The organism is Duganella sp. Dugasp78 (assembly GCF_059491455.1).
In genome coordinates this window covers 4,056,082-4,072,925 of the sequence record NZ_CP168506.1, presented here as the reverse complement: position 1 = coordinate 4,072,925, position 16,844 = coordinate 4,056,082, and the positions used below count along the sequence as shown (strand labels likewise).

At 63.7% G+C, this 16,844-nt stretch carries 19 protein-coding genes; 6 read left to right on the top strand and 13 right to left on the bottom strand.

The annotated features are described in order from the left end of the window. Positions 1–39 precede the first annotated feature (39 nt). From ACEN9O_RS18015 to ACEN9O_RS18005, 3 genes are read left to right on the top strand one after another with little or no spacing between them, the layout of a single operon-like run. Positions 40–780, top strand: a complete 741-nt coding sequence (locus ACEN9O_RS18015) for a DUF3106 domain-containing protein (RefSeq protein ID WP_495613217.1) — start codon at positions 40–42, stop codon at positions 778–780. Next, complete coding sequence (locus ACEN9O_RS18010; RefSeq protein ID WP_495613216.1) at positions 770–1,297, top strand: RDD family protein; 528 nt, start codon at positions 770–772, stop codon at positions 1,295–1,297. Before ACEN9O_RS18015 ends, ACEN9O_RS18010 begins: the two co-directional genes overlap by 11 nt. A gap of 50 nt (positions 1,298–1,347) precedes the next feature. Next, on the top strand, positions 1,348–3,480 hold the full coding sequence (locus ACEN9O_RS18005; protein WP_495613215.1) for a prolyl oligopeptidase family serine peptidase: 2,133 nt from the start codon (positions 1,348–1,350) through the stop codon (positions 3,478–3,480). Here the strand turns inward: ACEN9O_RS18005 and ACEN9O_RS18000 are convergent, their stop codons facing one another. The 13 genes from ACEN9O_RS18000 to ACEN9O_RS17940 all read right to left on the bottom strand — a co-directional run bounded on the left by ACEN9O_RS18000 (position 3,481) and on the right by ACEN9O_RS17940 (position 13,466). Continuing rightward, positions 3,481–4,236: an rRNA pseudouridine synthase gene (locus ACEN9O_RS18000; protein WP_495613214.1), complete on the bottom strand. Its 756-nt coding sequence runs from the start codon at positions 4,234–4,236 to the stop codon at positions 3,481–3,483. It abuts the gene before it with no gap. Beyond that, entirely contained in the window at positions 4,233–5,255 is a 1,023-nt protein-coding gene (ltaE, locus tag ACEN9O_RS17995; RefSeq protein WP_495613213.1) for a low-specificity L-threonine aldolase, read from the bottom strand. The genes ACEN9O_RS18000 and ltaE overlap by 4 nt, the downstream gene beginning before the upstream one ends. A gap of 21 nt (positions 5,256–5,276) precedes the next feature. Beyond that, positions 5,277–6,167, bottom strand: coding sequence for a class I SAM-dependent methyltransferase (locus ACEN9O_RS17990; RefSeq protein WP_495613212.1), 891 nt, complete (start codon positions 6,165–6,167; stop codon positions 5,277–5,279). Beyond that, a complete protein-coding gene (gene iscX / locus ACEN9O_RS17985; protein ID WP_495613211.1) occupies positions 6,154–6,348 on the bottom strand; it encodes a Fe-S cluster assembly protein IscX in 195 nt (64 codons plus the stop codon). Before iscX ends, ACEN9O_RS17990 begins: the two co-directional genes overlap by 14 nt. 1 nt (position 6,349) lies before the next feature. After that, on the bottom strand, positions 6,350–6,691 hold the full coding sequence (gene fdx / locus ACEN9O_RS17980) for an ISC system 2Fe-2S type ferredoxin (RefSeq protein ID WP_117013424.1): 342 nt from the start codon (positions 6,689–6,691) through the stop codon (positions 6,350–6,352). A 120-nt stretch (positions 6,692–6,811) separates the two neighbouring features. Next, the gene (hscA, locus tag ACEN9O_RS17975; RefSeq protein ID WP_495613210.1) at positions 6,812–8,692 is read right to left on the bottom strand and encodes a Fe-S protein assembly chaperone HscA; all 1,881 of its coding nucleotides are present in this window, start codon (positions 8,690–8,692) and stop codon (positions 6,812–6,814) included. Positions 8,693–8,745: 53 nt separating this feature from the next. Continuing rightward, the gene (hscB, locus tag ACEN9O_RS17970; protein WP_495613209.1) at positions 8,746–9,261 is read right to left on the bottom strand and encodes a Fe-S protein assembly co-chaperone HscB; all 516 of its coding nucleotides are present in this window, start codon (positions 9,259–9,261) and stop codon (positions 8,746–8,748) included. 6 nt (positions 9,262–9,267) lie between these two features. Continuing rightward, positions 9,268–9,591, bottom strand: a complete 324-nt coding sequence (gene iscA, locus ACEN9O_RS17965) for an iron-sulfur cluster assembly protein IscA (RefSeq protein WP_117013419.1) — start codon at positions 9,589–9,591, stop codon at positions 9,268–9,270. Positions 9,592–9,702: 111 nt separating this feature from the next. Then, the gene (iscU, locus tag ACEN9O_RS17960; RefSeq protein ID WP_008450509.1) at positions 9,703–10,092 is read right to left on the bottom strand and encodes a Fe-S cluster assembly scaffold IscU; all 390 of its coding nucleotides are present in this window, start codon (positions 10,090–10,092) and stop codon (positions 9,703–9,705) included. 24 nt (positions 10,093–10,116) lie between these two features. Then, on the bottom strand, positions 10,117–11,373 hold the full coding sequence (locus ACEN9O_RS17955) for an IscS subfamily cysteine desulfurase (protein WP_495613208.1): 1,257 nt from the start codon (positions 11,371–11,373) through the stop codon (positions 10,117–10,119). Positions 11,374–11,399: 26 nt separating this feature from the next. After that, positions 11,400–11,876 (bottom strand): Fe-S cluster assembly transcriptional regulator IscR, encoded by a 477-nt coding sequence (gene iscR, locus ACEN9O_RS17950; protein ID WP_008450513.1) that lies wholly within the window; start codon positions 11,874–11,876, stop codon positions 11,400–11,402. A 143-nt stretch (positions 11,877–12,019) separates the two neighbouring features. After that, positions 12,020–12,796, bottom strand: coding sequence for a uracil-DNA glycosylase family protein (locus ACEN9O_RS17945; protein WP_495613207.1), 777 nt, complete (start codon positions 12,794–12,796; stop codon positions 12,020–12,022). A 61-nt stretch (positions 12,797–12,857) separates the two neighbouring features. Next, positions 12,858–13,466 (bottom strand): DUF2306 domain-containing protein, encoded by a 609-nt coding sequence (locus ACEN9O_RS17940; RefSeq protein ID WP_495613206.1) that lies wholly within the window; start codon positions 13,464–13,466, stop codon positions 12,858–12,860. 297 nt (positions 13,467–13,763) lie between these two features. On the opposite strand from ACEN9O_RS17940, the gene ACEN9O_RS17935 reads away from it, so the two are divergent. From ACEN9O_RS17935 to ACEN9O_RS17925, 3 genes are read left to right on the top strand one after another with little or no spacing between them, the layout of a single operon-like run. Next, positions 13,764–14,984: an efflux RND transporter periplasmic adaptor subunit gene (locus ACEN9O_RS17935; RefSeq protein WP_495613205.1), complete on the top strand. Its 1,221-nt coding sequence runs from the start codon at positions 13,764–13,766 to the stop codon at positions 14,982–14,984. After that, positions 14,984–15,682 carry an ABC transporter ATP-binding protein gene (locus tag ACEN9O_RS17930; RefSeq protein WP_495613204.1) on the top strand — a complete coding sequence of 233 codons (699 nt, stop codon included), beginning with the start codon at positions 14,984–14,986 and terminating at the stop codon, positions 15,680–15,682. Before ACEN9O_RS17935 ends, ACEN9O_RS17930 begins: the two co-directional genes overlap by 1 nt. A 4-nt stretch (positions 15,683–15,686) precedes the next feature. After that, positions 15,687–16,844 carry an ABC transporter permease gene (locus ACEN9O_RS17925; RefSeq protein WP_495613203.1) on the top strand — a complete coding sequence of 386 codons (1,158 nt, stop codon included), beginning with the start codon at positions 15,687–15,689 and terminating at the stop codon, positions 16,842–16,844.

Sequence of the window (16,844 nt, the reverse complement as noted above, 5' to 3'; positions counted from 1 at the left end):
TTGAGCGGTCGCGCAAAATGGGGCGCTGGGACGGTGGTGGTGTTAGCGATAGCAGCGGCAAGCGCGGCGTTGGTCGGCTGCGGCCAGTCGTCTGAAACGCCAGCCCAGCCCACCGCGCCGAGTTCGTCCGCCACCGGCGTGCAGCCCGGCGTGGAGGCGGTAAAACGCGCGTTGACCAAGCCGGCGGAAAAGACCAAGTGGAAGGATTTGACGCCCGAGCAACAGCAGGCGCTGGAGCCGCTGGCGCCCGAATGGGACCAGATGGAGCCGATCCGCAAGCAAAAATGGCTGGGCATCGTCAAGCGCTACACCTCGATGAAGCCGGACGAGCAGGCCCGCGTGCAGGAACGCATGCGCGAATGGGTCAAGATGACGCCGGAAGAACGCCGCCAGGTGCGCCAGAACTTCACCCGCGCGCAGAAGATCGATCCGTCGCAGAAATCCACGCAGTGGGAGTCGTACCAGCAGCTCTCCGACGAGCAGAAGAAGGAACTGGCGGCCAAGGCAGCCATGAAGAAGCAGGTCGCCAACCTGCCGACGCCGGCCCAGAGTAAGAAGAGAACCGTGGCGCCGATCAAGCCGGCCGTGCCGACCACCGGCGGTCCCGCCGTGGCGACGCAGGCCGCGCCTGCCGCCGTGGCCGCGCCGGCCGCGGCGCCCGCCACGGATACGGCCGCCGGCGCGACCATACCCAACGCATCGAACGTCGCACCGGTCGTCGCGCCTGCCGCGCCGGCGTCCACCCCGCCCGCCCAGCCTGCCAACAGCAATGTCAAATAAGCTGCCCGTCACCGTCCCCACCGTCAAGCGCCGTCTGATTTCCATGGTCTACGAAACCCTGCTGGGTTTCGCGGTGCTGTTCCTGCCCTTCCTGGTTTTTGAAGTCGCCGTCCACGGCAGCCACACGCCGACCATGGAACACATGCGCCAGGCGCTGGCCTTCCTGGTGCTGGGCGCCTACTTCATCCACCAGTGGAGCCGCGACGGCCAGACCCTGGCGATGAAGACCTGGCGGTTGAAACTGGTGCGCCCCGGCCACAGCCACCTGTCGCTGCAGGCGGCCGCCGTGCGCTACCTGCTGAGCTGGATGTGGGTGCTGCCGGCACTGCTGGCCTCGCTGGTGCTGGACCTGCACAAATGGCAAGCGCTGGGCGCGGTCGGCGCCGGCATCCTGCTGTGGTCGCTGACGGCCTTCCTCGACAAGGATCGCCAGTTCCTGCACGACAAATTGACCGGCACCCGCCTGATTCAGCTGCCGCCGCCGGAAAAGAAAAAGAAGGCCGTGCCGGCGGTGTAATTTTCACAATCTTCTGTGGCAGAATAGTCCTTTCGCCACAGGGGGTACCAATGAGCAAAGTTGTTCGCACGATGTACGGGGCGGCCCTCGCCCTGTCAGTCTCCGCCGCGTTCGCGGCCGACATTCCCGCCGCGCCGGTGGCGCGGGTTGAACCCGTCAGCGACAGCTACTTCGGCGAAGCCGTGGTCGACCGCTATCGCTGGATGGAAAACGACAAAGACCCCGACTGGCTGCCCTACCTCAAACAACAGAACGCCCACGCCCGCGGCGTGCTTGATGCGCTACCCAAGCGCGACGAACTGCTGTCACGCATCCAGCAACTGTCCGGCGACGTCGCCACGCCAGCCCGCGTACAGAAGGCCGGCGCCCGTTTGTTCTACCAGCAGCGCCCGGCCGGCGCCAACAACTTCAAGCTGTTCGTGCGCGAGGGCGGCAAGGACCGCGTGCTGGTCGATCCGACCAAGCTCGACACCAAGACCAGCCACGTCTCGCTGGACTGGTGGCAAGCCTCGCCGGACGGCAGCAAGCTGGTCTACGGCCTGTCCAAGGACGGCAGCGAAGACTCGGTGCTGCAGATCATGGACGTGCGCACCGGGACCATCCTCAAGGAGCGCATCGCCGACACGCAGGGCGCCAATCCAAGCTGGCTGGACGACAGCTCCGGCTTCTTCTACAACCAGCTGACCGGCAAGAACAACACACCGGAGCGCTACCTCGATTCGGTGGCCCGCTTCCACAAGCTGGGCGCCGATCCGGCCAGGGATCCGCTGCTGATGAAGCGCGGCTTCGATCCGGCGATCGCGTATGAAAAAATCCAGGCGCCGTACATCGGCACTTCGCTGCACTCGGCCACCGCGCTGCTGATCCTCGCCGACGTGCGTCCCGAGAAGCGCATCTACGCGGCGCCGCTGCGCGATGTCGTCAAGGGCAAGGCCAAATGGCAGCAGGTGGCAGACTTCGCCGACGAAGTGACCGACGTGGACATGGAAGGCGACAAGCTGTACCTGCTGTCGACCAAGGACCATCCGCGCGGACGCCTGCTGAAAACCTCGGCCAGGACGCCATCGCTGGCCAAGGCAGCCGAGGTGGTGGCCGAATCGAAGCTGGTCCTGCAGGGCATGGCGCGCGCCAAGGACGGCCTGTACCTGCGGGCGATGGATGGCGGCCCGAGCGCGCTGCAACGCCTGGGCAACGACGGCAAGCTGACCACCATCGCCCTGCCCTTCGAAGGCACGCTGCGCGAGATCGAGGCCGATCCCGACGCGCCGGGCGTGCTGGCTGTGCTGACAGGCTGGCTGGAACCGGCCGGCATCTGGAGCGTGGCCGCCGACGGCAAGATGAGCGACACCGGCATCACGCCGAAGCCAGCCATCGACACCAGCGCCTACACCACCGAGCGCCGCTACGCCACCGCCAAGGATGGCACGCAGATTCCGTATAGCCTGATCTACAAAAAGGGCCTGAAGATGGACGGTAAAAATCCGGCCTTCATCTCCGCCTACGGCAGCTACGGCTCGGCAGCGTACACGCCGGCGTTCGCGGGCCGCACACTGGCACTGGCCGACCAGGGCGCCATCATCGGCTACGCCAATGTACGCGGCGGCGGCGAGTTTGGACGCCAGTGGCATCGCGCCGGCCAGCTGGAAAACAAGCCGAACACCTGGCGCGACCTGATCGCCGTGTGCGAGGACATCAACGCGAAAGGCTATACCTCGCCGGCCCACCTGGCGATCGGCGGCCGCTCGGCCGGCGGCATCACGATGGGCCGCGCGCTGGAAGAGCGTCCGGACCTGTTTGCGGCGGTGGTATCGGGAGTGGGCTGGCACAATCCGCTGCGCTACGTGGCGGAGCAGAACGGCTACGGCGAAGAACCTGAGTGGGGAGCGATTGCCGACCCGGCCGGCTTCAAGGCGCTGAAGAGCATCGACAGCTATCAGCAGGTGGTGGACGGCACGAAGTACCCGGCCATCATGCTGACCACCGGTGTGACCGATCCGCGCGTGGCGCCGTTCCATCCAGCGAAGATGGCGGCGCGCCTGCAGTCGGCGACGGCCAGCGGCAAGCCGGTGATACTGCGGGTGGACTTCGACGCCGGCCACGGCATGGGCTCGACCCGCGCGCAGCAGGATGTGGAAGCGGCAGACACCTACGCCTTCATCCTGTCGCAGACTACCGCGAAGTAATCAGAAGCGTTCGTGATCCTGCAGGTAGCGCCACTCGCCTACCGGCAGGCTCGCCATCGCGATACGGCCGATGCGGATGCGCTTCAGCGACACCACGGTCAGGCCGACCAGTTTGCACATATGTTCGATCTGGCCCGGCTTGGGATTCTTCGGCGCGAAGCGCAGACGGTTCTCGTTCTGCCAGCTGACCTTCATCGGCGGCAGCGGCTTGCCGTTGAACGGCAGGCCGTGGTTCAGCAGCGCCAGGCCGTTTTCCATGATGGTGCCGGTCACCTCGGCGATGATCTCGTGCTCGATCTTGGCCGCTTCGTCGACCAGCTTGCGGCTAACGCGAAAGTCCTGCGTGAACACCAGCAGCCCGCTGGCCTTGGTCTCCAGCGGCGTGGTCAAGGTCAGGTTGACCAGGTGGCGCTTGAGGAAGCGCTGGCCCGGTGCGGAGCGCGTCAGCGAGGCAGGGTTCAGCAAGTGCACCGCCGGCGAGCCGTCCTTGCCGATGCCGCCGTTGGCGCCCACCGGCTTGTGCAGCAGGATCGTCACCGGCAGGATCTCCAGCAGCGTGGCGTCGGGTGCGACGTCGATCTGCTGATCCATCGTCACGCGGGCGCCCGCCTCCTCCACCACCACGCCGTCCACGCTAACGAAACCGCCCTCGATATAGAGTTCGGCTTCACGGCGCGAGCATGGGCGCATCTCCGACAGGCGCTTGGCCAGGCGGACGGTGTTATCGGTGCTGCTATCAGCGGTGGTATCGGTCATCCGAAAAAATCTCCAAAAACGGTAATGGCACGGTCGATGTCCTCGCGCGACGCATCCATGTGCGTGACGATGCGCAGGTGCGGCGACATCGATACGCGGATGCGGGTCAGTTGCAGCACGTCGTTCAGGCCACGGCAGGCATCGGCCGGGATATCGACGTAAAAAATATTGGTTTGCGGCGTGCTGACCTTGATGTTCTTCAGCTTTGCCAGTTCGCTCGCGAAGTAGCTGGCGTTGTCATGATCTTCCACCAGCCGCGCGAAGTTGTGCTGCAGGGCGTACATGCCGCCCGCAGCGATCATGCCGGCCTGGCGCATGCCGCCGCCCAGCATCTTGCGCCAGCGCTTGGCCTCGGCGATCAGCGGCTTGCTGCCGCACAGGACGGAGCCGATCGGCGCGCCCAGGCCTTTGGACAAGCACACCGAAACGGAATCGAAACCAGCGACAGCGGCACGCGGGCTCACACCCAACTTGACGGCGGCGTTGCAGACACGCGCGCCGTCGAGGTGCGTGGCCAGGCCGCGCTCGTGCGCCAGCGTGGTCGCCTGCTTCAGGTAGTCGAGGCCCAGCACGCGGCCGCCGATGGTGTTCTCCAACGCCAGCAGCTTGGTGCGCGCGAAGTGGAAATCGTCCGGTTTGATGTAGGCTTCGATGTCGGCCAGCGCGATGCTGCCGTCAGGCTGGTTGATGATGGGCTGCGGCTGGATACTGCCCAGCACCGCAGCACCGCCGCCTTCGTAGCGGTAGGTATGCGCTTCCTGCCCGACCAGGTACTCGTCGCCGCGGCCGCAGTGGGCCAGCAACGCCAGCAGATTGCTCTGCGTGCCGGACGGCGCGAACAGCGCATCCTCATAGCCGAACAGGTCGGCAGTGTATTCCTGCAGGCGGTTGACGGTGGGATCATCGCCGTAGACATCGTCGCCGACGTCCGCTGCGTTCATCGCGGCGCGCATCGCCGCGCTGGGGCGGGTGACGGTGTCGCTGCGGAGGTCCAACCATTTTTCGTTCAGCTCACTCATCGTTCCATCACCCTGTTTGATTTACTGTTTTGCTACCTGCTCCGTGAAAAAGCGGTTGCCCATCTCCTCCAGCCCCAATGTCTCCAGCACTTCCTGCAGACGCTCCGATGGTCGCTGGCGCGGCAGGTTCTTGTACGTGGCGATGATCAGCTCATTCTTCATCGAGTGTTCCCAGCCTACCAGCTCGGTCACGTTGACGTGGTAGCCGTGCGCCTCCAGTTGCAGGCAGCGCAGCACGTTGGTGATCTGGCTGCCGAATTCGCGCGTGTGGATCGGGTGGCGCCAGATCTCGGTCAGCGCGGACTTGGCCAGCGACTTGCCCTTGTTCTTCTTCAGCACCGTCGCGACTTCCGCCTGGCAGCACGGCACCAGCACCATGTACCTGGCCTTCTTCTTCAGCGCGAAGTGGATGGCGTCGTCGGTCGCCGTGTTGCAGGCGTGGAGCGCGGTGACGACGTCGATCTGGTCCGGCAGCAGCTTCGATTCGGTGGACTCGGCCACCGACAGCGGCAGGAAGGACATGCCGGGGAAGTTGAACTGCTTGGCCAGTTCCTGCGAACGCGCCACCAGCTCTTCGCGGGTTTCGATGCCGTAGATGTGCGAGTTATCGTTCAGCGCCTTGAAGAACAGGTCGTAGATGATGAAGCCGAGGTAGGACTTGCCGGCGCCATGATCCACCAGCGACACGCTCTCCTTCTCGCCCAGCACTTCCTTCAGCAGCGGCTCGATGAACTGGTACAGGTGGTAGACCTGCTTCAGCTTGCGGCGGCTGTCCTGGTTCATCTTGCCGTCGCGGGTCAGGATGTGCAGCTCCTGCAGCAGCGCGACGGTCTGGCCTTCGCGGATTTCCGGCATATTGTCCGCGCCGGTGACGGTGGCACCGATTTTTACCGCTTGCTTATTGGGCTTCATCGATCCACGCCTGCTGAATCGCTTCGAGGACTTTTTCACCGCCGCGCGAGTGGTCGTCGTCGAACTCTTCGAGGTCGACGATCCAGTTGTGCAGATCGGTGAAGCGGATAGTCAGCGGATCGATGTCCGGGTGCTTATCGTAGAGCGCTTCCGCAATCGCGGTGATGTCGGTCCATTTCATCTCAGTGCCCGCCTTCGCTTGCGTGATTGATGGTGTATTTCGGGATCTCGACGACCAGGTCCTCATCCGCCACTACCGCCTGGCACGACAGGCGCGACACGGCTTCCAGGCCCCAGGCCTTGTCCAGCAGGTCTTCTTCGGTTTCGCTGGCTTCGTTCAGCGAGTTGAAGCCTTCGCGCACCAGCACGTGGCAGGTGGTGCAGGCGCAGGACTTCTCGCAGGCGTGCTCGATGTGGATGTCATTTTCGAGCATGACGTCGCACAGGGTCTTGCCGGCTTCGGCTTCGATGACGGCACCGTCCGGGCACAGTTTTGCGTGGGGCAGGAATACGATTTGTGGCACTTGATACCTCTACATTTTGATTAGCCCCACCGTCGTCCTCGCGAAAGCGGGGACCCATAGGGACGCGATTCAGTCGGCTCAGCATGGATTCCCGCTTGCGCGGGAATGACGCCTGGCGCCTTAAACTACCTGGTCCAGCGTCTTGCCGGCCAATGCGCTGCGCACGCTGCGATCCATGCGGCGCGATGCGAATTCTTCGGTGCCGTTGGCCAGCGCTTCGACCGCGAACTTCACGGCCGCGTGGTCGGCGGCGCCGGTCTGCGACTGGGCAACCACGTCGCGCACCTTGTTCATCAATACGTCGACTGCCGCGCGCTCTTCATCGCTCAGCAAGCCAGCATCTTCGTCCAGCGCCGACTGGGTGGCCAGCATGATGCGCTCGGCCTCGACCTGCTCTTCGCGCAATGCGCGGGCGACCATGTCGGTATCGGCCGACTTGTACGAATCCTGCAGCATGCGCGCGACGTCGTCGTCGCCCAGGCCATAGGCCGGCTTGACGGTGATCGACGCTTCCACGCCGGAGCGCAGCTCGCGCGCGGACACGGACAGCAAGCCGTCCGCATCCACCTGGTAGGTGATGCGGATACGGGCGGCGCCGGCCACCATCGGCGGAATGCCGCGCAGCTCGAAGCGCGCCAGCGAGCGGCAGTCGGACACCAGCTCACGCTCGCCTTGCAGCACGTGCACCGCCAGCGCGGTCTGGCCATCCTTGAAGGTGGTGAACTCCTGCGCGCGGGCGCAAGGGATGGTCGAGTTACGCGGGATGATCTTCTCGACCAGGCCGCCCATCGTCTCGATACCCAGCGACAGCGGGATCACATCCAGCAGCAGCCAGTCGTCGCCTGGCGCGCGGTTGCCGGCCAGCAGATTGGCCTGCACCGCCGCGCCCAGCGCCACCACCTTGTCCGGGTCGATGTTCGCATGCGGGATGGTGTGGAAATATTCGCTGACCGCGCGCTGCACGTGCGGCATGCGCGTCGCGCCGCCGACCATGACCACGCCATCAACGTCGTCCGCGTCGACATTCGCGTCGCGCAGCGCCTTCTTGATGGCCTTCATGGTCTTGTCGATCAGGTGCTTGGTGATCTCCTGGAAGGTCTCGGCGGTGATCTTCAGATGCACTTCTTCGCCCGAGCCGAGGATCGCGTCGACGGTCACATCGTTTTTAGTCGACAGCTGTTCTTTCGCTTCGCGCGCCTTCACCATCAGCACGGCGGTGTCTTCGTCCGACAGCGGCGCCAGTTTTTCCTGCTGGTGGATGTAGCAGAACAGGCGGTGATCGAAGTCGTCGCCGCCCAGCGCGGAATCGCCGCCGGTGGACAGCACTTCGAACACGCCCTTGCTCAGCTTGAGGATGGAGATATCGAAGGTGCCGCCGCCGAGGTCATAGACCGCGTACAAACCTTCCGAGCCGTTATCCAGGCCGTAGGCGATGGCGGCGGCGGTAGGCTCGCTCAGCAGGCGCAGCACGTTGATGCCGGCCAGCTGCGCCGCATCCTTGGTGGCCTGGCGCTGCGCGTCGTCGAAGTAAGCCGGCACGGTGATGACCGCGCCCACCAGATCGTCGCCCAGCGAATCCTCGGCGCGCTGGCGCAGCGTGGCCAGGATCTGCGCCGAGATCTCGACCGGGCTCTTGACGCCGGCGATGGTCTTGAGCTGCACCATGCCAGGGGTGTCCTGGAAATCGTAGGGCATGTTTTCCGCGTAGGCGATATCGGCCAGGCCGCGGCCCATGAAGCGCTTGACGGAGACAATGGTGTTCTTCGGATCGGTGGTCTGCGCGGCTTGCGCCTTGTAGCCGATGTTGGCGTGGCCGTTCGGCAGGTAACGCACCACGGACGGCAGCAGCGGGCGGCCATCCTCATCGTTGAGCACTTCTGGAATGCTGTTGCGCACCGTGGCGACCAGCGAATTGGTGGTGCCCAGGTCGATACCGACCGCCAGCCGATGCTGGTGCGGTGCGGTGGACATGCCTGGTTCGGAGATTTGCAGAAGTGCCATGGATGGACCTGTATTCTTATCTTGTCTGCTGAGGCGCGCGCGAGGCGCCGCGCTCAGGCTTCGATTGCTTCAAAGGCGAAGCGGACTTCTTCGCCGAATTTTTCAAGGAACATCAGCGCGCGCACGCCTTGTGCCGCCGCGTGGAAATCGCCGGCGCCGATCTGCGTTTCGATCTCCGCCAGGCGCGCCTTGCGTTCGTTGCGCAGCTGCTTGTCCAGCGCTTCCAGCGCGTCGCTGTCCTTGGCGGCGCGGGCGTCGCCCAGCTCTTCGCGCCACTCCATCTGCTGCATCAGGAAGGCCATCGGCATCGCCGTATTCGACTCGGTCTGCAAATCGACACCATTGAGCTCGCACAGGTACTGCGCACGCTTCTGCGGATTCTTCAGGGTCTGATAGGCTTCGTTGGCGCGCGTGGCCCACTGCATGGCGACGCGCTTTTCGGCGTCGGTGGCATTGACGAACTTGTCGGGATGGACGCGGCCCTGCACGTCGCGGTAGGCGCTGTCCAGCGCTCCCGCGTCTACGGCAAACTGCTGCGGCAGATTGAACAGCTCAAAGTGATTTTGCATGGCTTATCAGATGCGGAAGCTTTCGCCGCAACCGCAAGCGTCTTTCTCGTTCGGGTTATGGAACTTGAAGCCTTCGTTCAAGCCTTCGCGCGCGAAATCGAGCTCGGTGCCGTCGATGTACGGCAGGCTTTTCGGATCGACGAATACTTTGACGCCGTGCGACTCGAACACGCTGTCTTCCGGCGCGACTTCGTCCACGTATTCCAGCTTGTAGGCCAGGCCCGAGCAGCCGGTGGTGCGCACGCCAAAACGCAGACCGACACCTTTACCACGGCGTTCGATGTAGCGGTTGATATGCTTGGCTGCTTTTTCGGTCAGGGTGATTGCCATTTGATTCTCCTGCGTCGTTCCCGCGTAAGCGGTGGTTCGCCATCGCGAAATCCATGCTGATTGGCCGTATTCGGCTCAGCATGGATTCCCGCTTTCGCGGGAATGACTGGGTTACGCTGCGACTGGGTGCTTGGTCTGGTAGTCCAGTACCGCTGCCTTGATGGCGTCTTCCGCCAGGATCGAGCAGTGGATTTTCACCGGCGGCAGCGCCAGCTCTTCAGCGATCTGGGTGTTCTTGATGGCCAGCGCCTGATCCAGCGTCTTGCCCTTGACCCATTCGGTCACCAGCGAGCTCGATGCGATGGCCGAACCGCAGCCGTAGGTCTTGAACTTCGCGTCTTCGATCAGGCCATCGGCGCCGACTTTGATTTGCAGCTTCATCACGTCGCCGCAAGCCGGTGCGCCGACCATGCCGGTGCCGACGGTTTCATCGCCCTTTTCGAACGCGCCCACGTTGCGTGGATTTTCGTAGTGGTCCAACACTTTTTCCGAGTAAGCCATTTTGATGCTCCTGTATCTGAATAATTAGTGGGCTGCCCATTGGATCGAGCTGATGTCGATGCCTTCTTTGAACATGTCCCACAGTGGCGACAGCTCACGCAGTTTGTGTACCTTGGACTTCATCAGGTTGACGGCGAAGTCGATGTCCTCTTCGGTGGTGAAGCGGCCGATGGTGAAACGGATCGAGCTGTGCGCCAGCTCGTCGCTGCGGCCCAGGGCGCGCAGCACATAAGATGGTTCCAGCGAGGCCGAAGTACAAGCGGAACCGGACGACACGGCCAGGTCTTTCACGGCCATGATCAGCGACTCGCCTTCGACGTAGTTGAAGCTGACGTTCAGGTTGTGCGGCACACGGTGTTCCATGTCGCCGTTGATGTAGGTTTCCTCGATCTCCTGCAGGCCCTTGGCCAAGCGGTCGCGCAGACCCTTGATGCGGGTGATCTCGCTGTCCATTTCCACTTTCGCCAGGCGGAAGGCTTCGCCCATGCCGACGATCTGGTGGGTAGGCAGGGTGCCGGAGCGCAGGCCGCGCTCGTGGCCGCCGCCGTGCATTTGCGCTTCGATGCGCACGCGCGGCTTGCGGCAGACGTACAGCGCACCCACGCCTTTCGGGCCGTAGGTCTTGTGGGCTGTGAAGGTCATCAGGTCGACCTTGGTCTTTTGCAGGTCGATCACCACCTTGCCGGTCGCTTGCGCGGCGTCGCAGTGGAAGATGATGCCTTTCGAGCGGCACAGTGCGCCGATTTCGTCGATCGGCTGGATCACGCCGATCTCGTTATTGACCAGCATGACGGAGACCAGGATGGTGTCCGGGCGGATGGCGGCGGTCAGCTGCTCGATGGTGATCAGGCCGTTGTCCTGCGGTTCCAGGTAGGTCGCCTCGAAGCCCTGGCGTTCCAGTTCGCGCACCGTGTCCAGCACTGCCTTGTGCTCGGTCTTGACGGTGATGATGTGCTTGCCCTTGGTCTTGTAGAACTGCGCGGCACCCTTGATCGCCAGATTGTTCGACTCGGTGGCGCCGGAGGTCCAGATGATTTCGCGCGGGTCGGCATTGACCAGTGCAGCGACGTGGCCGCGCGCCTCTTCCACGGCCTTTTCCGCGGTCCAGCCGTACATGTGGCTGCGCGATGCCGGATTGCCGAACTGCTCGCGCAGGTAAGGAATCATCATGTCGGCGACGCGTGGATCGATCGGCGTGGTGGCCGAGTAGTCCATGTAGATCGGGAAATGCGGGGCGGTCTGGAACTTCACTGGCGCGATGTTTTTTTCAGGGGCATTCATCTGGGTTACTCCGTTAACTAGTTCTCTTAACCAAGCGCGGCGTGGTTACGGTGCATCACGACCACGTTTTGTTCAGCATTCTTTTGCTTCTGTTGATCGACCAGATCCTGCAGCGACACGGAATCCAGGTAATCCACCATTTTTTCATTCAGCGTGGCCCACAGTTCGTGGGTCATGCAGCGTGCGCCGCTGGCAGCGTCGGCGCCGTGGCAATTTTCCTTGCCGCCGCACTGGGTCGCATCGAGCGGCTCATCGACGGCGATGATGATGTCGGCCACGGTGACCTTGTCGGCGCGGCGCGCCAGACTGTAGCCGCCGCCCGGACCACGGATCGATTCGACGATCTCATGGCGGCGCAGCTTGCCGAACAACTGCTCCAGGTAGGACAGCGAAATGGCCTGGCGCTGGCTGATGCCCGACAACGTGACCGGGCCTTTGCCTTGGCGCAAAGCCAGATCGATCATCGCAGTCACAGCAAAACGGCCTTTGGTGGTCAGACGCATCACTACCTCGGTTCAACTGGGTTAAAATATCGACCTGATCGCTCATCACGGTGTTGCACAAGAGCTGATTAGTTGATCGATTTAGTCAAGTATACCAAACTTTAACAAAGTTTGCCCGGTAGGCCTTTTGCCCAAAGGGTTACTTACCCTTTTAATAACTTCATCGGTTGAAACAACTGATGCATGTCGCGATTGCCGATAAAACTCAGGTTGTAAGGGTGTTCTGCAGCGATCTGCGGGAATTCCTTCATTACCGGCAACTTGCCCAGCAACTCAGCGATTTTCCCCCATAGAATCATCGTCGGCGTTTTGGACGCCTGCGCGGCCAGGCCGGCCATCACGGTCTCGAAGAACGGCAGCCAGGCCTTGGCATCCTTGGCCGGGGCCACGTGGCTGCGGAACACCAGCGAGGCGTTCAGCAGCAAAAACCCCTGTTGGATCAATTTCTGCTGCATCTCGGCCAGCGTCTGGATGTGGCCGCCCGATGCGCTGCGGGCGCGGGCGGAGACGGCGGCCATGGCCTCGCCGGCGGTGTTGTCCAACGACAGTTGACCGTCGGCCACCAGCAGCATCTTCATGAAGTTGCGCAGCGAGGTGGCCTTGTTGACCGGCTTGGACAGGCCGCCGCCCTCCTCGCTCGACCACAGGCTGCCGACCGCGCCGTCCATGAAGCAGACGCCGGTGGCGCTTTCCTCGCGCGGATACGGGCCTTCGCCCACCAATACATAGCGCACATCCTGCAACGGCAAGGCAAAGGCGGCAAACAGGCGCTGCCCGGTCGGCAGGTAGTGGTCCTGGGCCAGCTGCGGCAGATAATCGGGGTAGGCCTTCATCATGGCCTCCAGCCCCTTGATCAGCAATGGGCGCCAGGAGGCGTCGGCGTGCGGCAGCGCATCGAGGATGGAAGTCGGGATCGTCATGGGCGGAAAGCTTTGGGGCAAAGGCGCGATTGTATCGCCGAATGCTCCCCGCCCCAATATGTCAGGCCAGGCTCCAGCCAGGTTTTTTCATGCTTGCCAGATCGGCCAGCACCAGCGCGGCCAGCGAGGACACCAGGATAAAGCCGGAGTTGCCGCCCACAAGCGGGCTGGGGTGGTAATGCAACACGTCCATCGCCAGCCGGCTGACGATGAAGGTGTAGGTCAGCGCATAGCTGCGCATGATCCAGGTCCGGTGCAGGTCGATCTTGCGCTGCATGACGGCCGCCACCGCCACCAGCGTGGCATACAGCCAGCATACGGCCTGCGCGCAAGTCATCCAGCGCTCGCTGCCGGACAGGTGGTCAAGCGCGATCCAGATCGCCGTCGGCGCGCCGATACAGATCGCCAGCAGGTAGGCGTAGCCGATCGGACGGTGCAGGCGGCGCGTGTGCCGGTAAGGCAGCAGCTGCAGCGGCGCGGCAAACAGCGCCACGCTGCCGGCGGTCGCATGGACGTGCAACAGCAGCCGGTAGTCGCTGGTCCTCAGCTCCCAGGCCGGATTCCAGCCCAGCAGCATCGGCAATTCGACCTGCACCATCACCCAGGCCACCAGGCCGCCCAGCACAAAAAAGAAAATCCACAATTGACGTTGAGAGACCGTATCAAGCATGACGTCCTCGATAAAAAGTCGGCCCGACGTGCAGCAGCGAAGGGCCAAGGTTGGAGGAATCACACGACGATCTTGTTCGCCGATGTTGCCGCACGACAATTAACGCATTCAATCGGCGTGCGCGCGACAAAAAAAATGTAACAGTTGAGCTTGGATAATTTAACAGACAATATTTGCCGGCCTTTTTACAACAGCTCAGCAGACCAGCCGCGAGTGACGCCGGCGCGCATGTCCCGGCGCTTGCGATTCAAGCGCTTTTGCCTCACTATTTGGTAACATTGTGACAATGAGGCTCTCGTGGCGACTCCCGACATCTTCAAACTGAAAATCGAACGCGGAGCCACGGTGCAGGCCCCGGGCCAGCGCAGCAAGCGCCGCCGCTGGATCCGGATCGCCGCGATCGTGGTGGCGGTCGGCATTGGCGGCCGCCTGGCGATGGGCCAGTTCGCCGGCAAGCCCACCGTCGAGACCGTCACCGTAGCGCAGACCTGGCCGTCGCAAAGCTACACCCTGCTCAACGCCACCGGCTACGTGGTGGCGCAGCGCAAGGCGGCGCTGTCGTCCAAGGCCACCGGCCGGCTGGAGTGGCTGGGGGTGCTCGAAGGCAGCAAGGTCAAGAAGGATGAGGTGATCGCGCGGCTGGAGAACCGCGACGTCAGCGCCACGCTGGGCCAGGCGCAGGCCAACGTCAAGGTGGCGCAGGCCAACCTGGAACAGGGCCAGGCCGAGCTGCTCGACGCCCAGGCCAACTTCAAGCGCACCGCCGAGCTGCTGAACCAGAAATTCATCACCGCCTCCGCCTATGACACCGCGCAGGCGCGGCTGACCAAGGCCAAGGCCAACATCGCCGGCTTCAACGCCGCCATCGCCGCCGCCAGGGCCAACGCCCAGGTGGCGCAGGTGGCGCTGGACCAGACCGTGATCCGCGCGCCGTTCGACGGCGTGATCCTGACCAAGAGCGCCAACGTCGGCGACAACATCACGCCCTTCTCCTCCGCCGCCGACAGCAAGGGCGCGGTGGTCACCATCGCCGACATGGACACGCTGGAGGTGGAGGCCGACGTCTCCGAGTCCAACCTCAGCAAGATCCGCGTCGACCAGCCGACCGAAATCCTGCTCGACGCCTTCCCCGAGCTGCACCTGGCCGGCACCGTCTCGCGCATGGTGCCGACCATGGACCGCAGCAAGGCGACCTTGCTGGTCAAGGTGCGCTTCATCGACCGCGATCCGCGCGTGCTGCCGGACATGAGCGCCAAAGTGGCCTTCCTGTCGAAGGCCGTGCCGCCGGAGGACAAGCAGGCCGTCACCGCCGTGCAGCCGGCCGCCATCGCCACGCGCGACGGCAAGGCGGTGGTGTTCATGATCGACGGCGAGAAGGTCAGGCAGGTCGCCGTCACGCAGGGCCGCAAGATCGGCGAGCTGGTCGAAGTCAAAGGCGTCAAGCCCGGCGACAAACTCGTGATGGCGCCGGACGCCAAGCTGCACGACGGCGCCCCGGTCAGCCTGGCGAAAAAATAATGAGCGAACCACTGGTACTGATCGAGCACCTGGTCAAGTCCTACCGCCGCGGCGACCAGGTGGTGGAGGTGCTGCGCGATATCAGCCTGGCGATACCGGCCGGCGACTTCACGGCACTGATGGGCCCTTCCGGCTCCGGCAAGAGCACGCTGCTCAACCTGATCGCCGGCATCGACAAGCCGGACAGCGGCGTGCTGCGCATCGCCGGCCTCGATATCGCCGGCATGGGCGAGACCGACCTGGCGCGCTGGCGCGCCACCAACGTCGGCTTCATCTTCCAGTTCTACAACCTGATGCCGGTATTGTCGGCGTTCGAGAACGTCGAACTGCCGCTGCTGCTCACGCCCCTGTCGCGGCGCGAACGGCGCGAGCGCGTCGAGCTGACGCTGGCGATGGTCAACCTGTCCGACCGCATGGACCACACGCCGAACGAACTGTCGGGCGGCCAGCAGCAGCGCGTGGCCATCGCCCGCGCCATCGTCACCGACCCGACGCTGATCGTGGCCGACGAACCCACCGGCGACCTGGATCGCAACTCCGCCGCCGAGATCCTGGCCCTGCTGCAGCAGCTGAACCAGCAGCTGGGCAAGACCATCATCATGGTCACGCACGACGCCAACGCGGCGGCGCAGGCGCGCACCATGATCCATCTCGAAAAAGGCGAATTGATCGCCGGCGAGCCGGCCGTTCCCGCCTAGCGCCATGTACACGCTGCGGCTGATCTTCAAGAACGCCATGCGCCACAAGCTGCGCACCTCGCTGACCATCCTCGGCCTGGTGGTGGCGATCTTTTCCTTCGGCCTGCTGCAGACGGTGGTCGATGCCTGGTACGCCGGCGCCGAAGGAGCGTCCAACACCACGCTGGTCACGCGCAACAAGACCTCGCTGGTGTTCCCGCTGCCGCTGTCCTACCAGGCGCGCATCCGCGCGGTGCCGGGCGTGTCCGGCGTCGGTTTCGCCAACTGGTTCCAGGGCACGTACAAGGATCCGAAAAACTTCTTCGCGCAGTTCGCCATCTCCGGCGAGAGCTACCTGGACATCTATCCCGACTACCTGCTGCCGCCGGACGACCGCGCCGCCTTCCTCAAGGACCGCAAGGGCTGCATCGTCGGCCGCAAGCTGGCCGACCAATATGGTTTCAAGGTCGGCGACATCATTCCGCTCAAGGGCACCATCTACCCCGGCAACTGGGAGCTGGTGGTGCGCGGCATCTACGACGGCAGGCAAAGCACCACCAACACCGCCACCCTGTTCTTCCACTGGGACTACGTCAACGAGACGATGAAGAAGGTGACGCCGCGCCGCGCCAACCAGATCGGCGTGTACGTGGTGCAGATCGACCAGCCGGAAAACGCCGCCGCCATCTCCGCCGCCGTCGACAAGGAGTTCGCCAACTCCCTGGCCGAAACGCTGACCGAGACCGAGAAAGCCTTCCAGCTGGGCTTCGTGTCGATGTCCGAGGCGATCGTGGTGGCGATCCGCGTGGTGTCGTTCGTGGTCATCGTCATTATCGCGGCGGTGATGGCCAACACCATGGCCATGAGTGCGCGCGAACGGCTGGGCGAGTACGCCACGCTGAAGGCGCTCGGCTTCGGCCCCGGCTTCCTGACGCTGATGATACTGGGCGAATCGCTGCTGCTGTCCGCGTTCGGCGCGGCGATCGGCATCGTCGTCCTGTTCCCGTTCGCGGCCTTCCTCGGCAAGGTGATGGGCACCATGTTCCCGGTGTTCGAAGTGTCGCAGCAGACGGTGATCCTGCAGGTGCTGGCGGCGCTGGTCATCGGCGCCGTCGCCGCCATCGCGCCGACCATCCGCGCGGTGCGCATCAACATCGTCGACGGCTTGAGGAGCATAGGGTGA

Coding starts and splice junctions, on each gene's coding strand:
- ACEN9O_RS17990 (WP_495613212.1), bottom strand. CDS start 6,167: ATGAAGCCCAATAAGCAAGCGGTAAAAATCGGTGCCACCGTCACCGGC.
- hscB (WP_495613209.1), bottom strand. CDS start 9,261: ATGCAAAATCACTTTGAGCTGTTCAATCTGCCGCAGCAGTTTGCCGTA.
- iscA (WP_117013419.1), bottom strand. CDS start 9,591: ATGGCAATCACCCTGACCGAAAAAGCAGCCAAGCATATCAACCGCTAC.
- ACEN9O_RS17955 (WP_495613208.1), bottom strand. CDS start 11,373: ATGAATGCCCCTGAAAAAAACATCGCGCCAGTGAAGTTCCAGACCGCC.
- ACEN9O_RS17945 (WP_495613207.1), bottom strand. CDS start 12,796: ATGACGATCCCGACTTCCATCCTCGATGCGCTGCCGCACGCCGACGCC.
- ACEN9O_RS18005 (WP_495613215.1), top strand. CDS start 1,348: ATGAGCAAAGTTGTTCGCACGATGTACGGGGCGGCCCTCGCCCTGTCA.
- iscX (WP_495613211.1), bottom strand. CDS start 6,348: ATGAAATGGACCGACATCACCGCGATTGCGGAAGCGCTCTACGATAAG.
- ACEN9O_RS18010 (WP_495613216.1), top strand. CDS start 770: ATGTCAAATAAGCTGCCCGTCACCGTCCCCACCGTCAAGCGCCGTCTG.
- hscA (WP_495613210.1), bottom strand. CDS start 8,692: ATGGCACTTCTGCAAATCTCCGAACCAGGCATGTCCACCGCACCGCAC.
- ACEN9O_RS18000 (WP_495613214.1), bottom strand. CDS start 4,236: ATGACCGATACCACCGCTGATAGCAGCACCGATAACACCGTCCGCCTG.
- iscR (WP_008450513.1), bottom strand. CDS start 11,876: ATGCGTCTGACCACCAAAGGCCGTTTTGCTGTGACTGCGATGATCGAT.
- ACEN9O_RS17930 (WP_495613204.1), top strand. CDS start 14,984: ATGAGCGAACCACTGGTACTGATCGAGCACCTGGTCAAGTCCTACCGC.
- ltaE (WP_495613213.1), bottom strand. CDS start 5,255: ATGAGTGAGCTGAACGAAAAATGGTTGGACCTCCGCAGCGACACCGTC.
- ACEN9O_RS17940 (WP_495613206.1), bottom strand. CDS start 13,466: ATGCTTGATACGGTCTCTCAACGTCAATTGTGGATTTTCTTTTTTGTG.
- ACEN9O_RS17925 (WP_495613203.1), top strand. CDS start 15,687: ATGTACACGCTGCGGCTGATCTTCAAGAACGCCATGCGCCACAAGCTG.
- iscU (WP_008450509.1), bottom strand. CDS start 10,092: ATGGCTTACTCGGAAAAAGTGTTGGACCACTACGAAAATCCACGCAAC.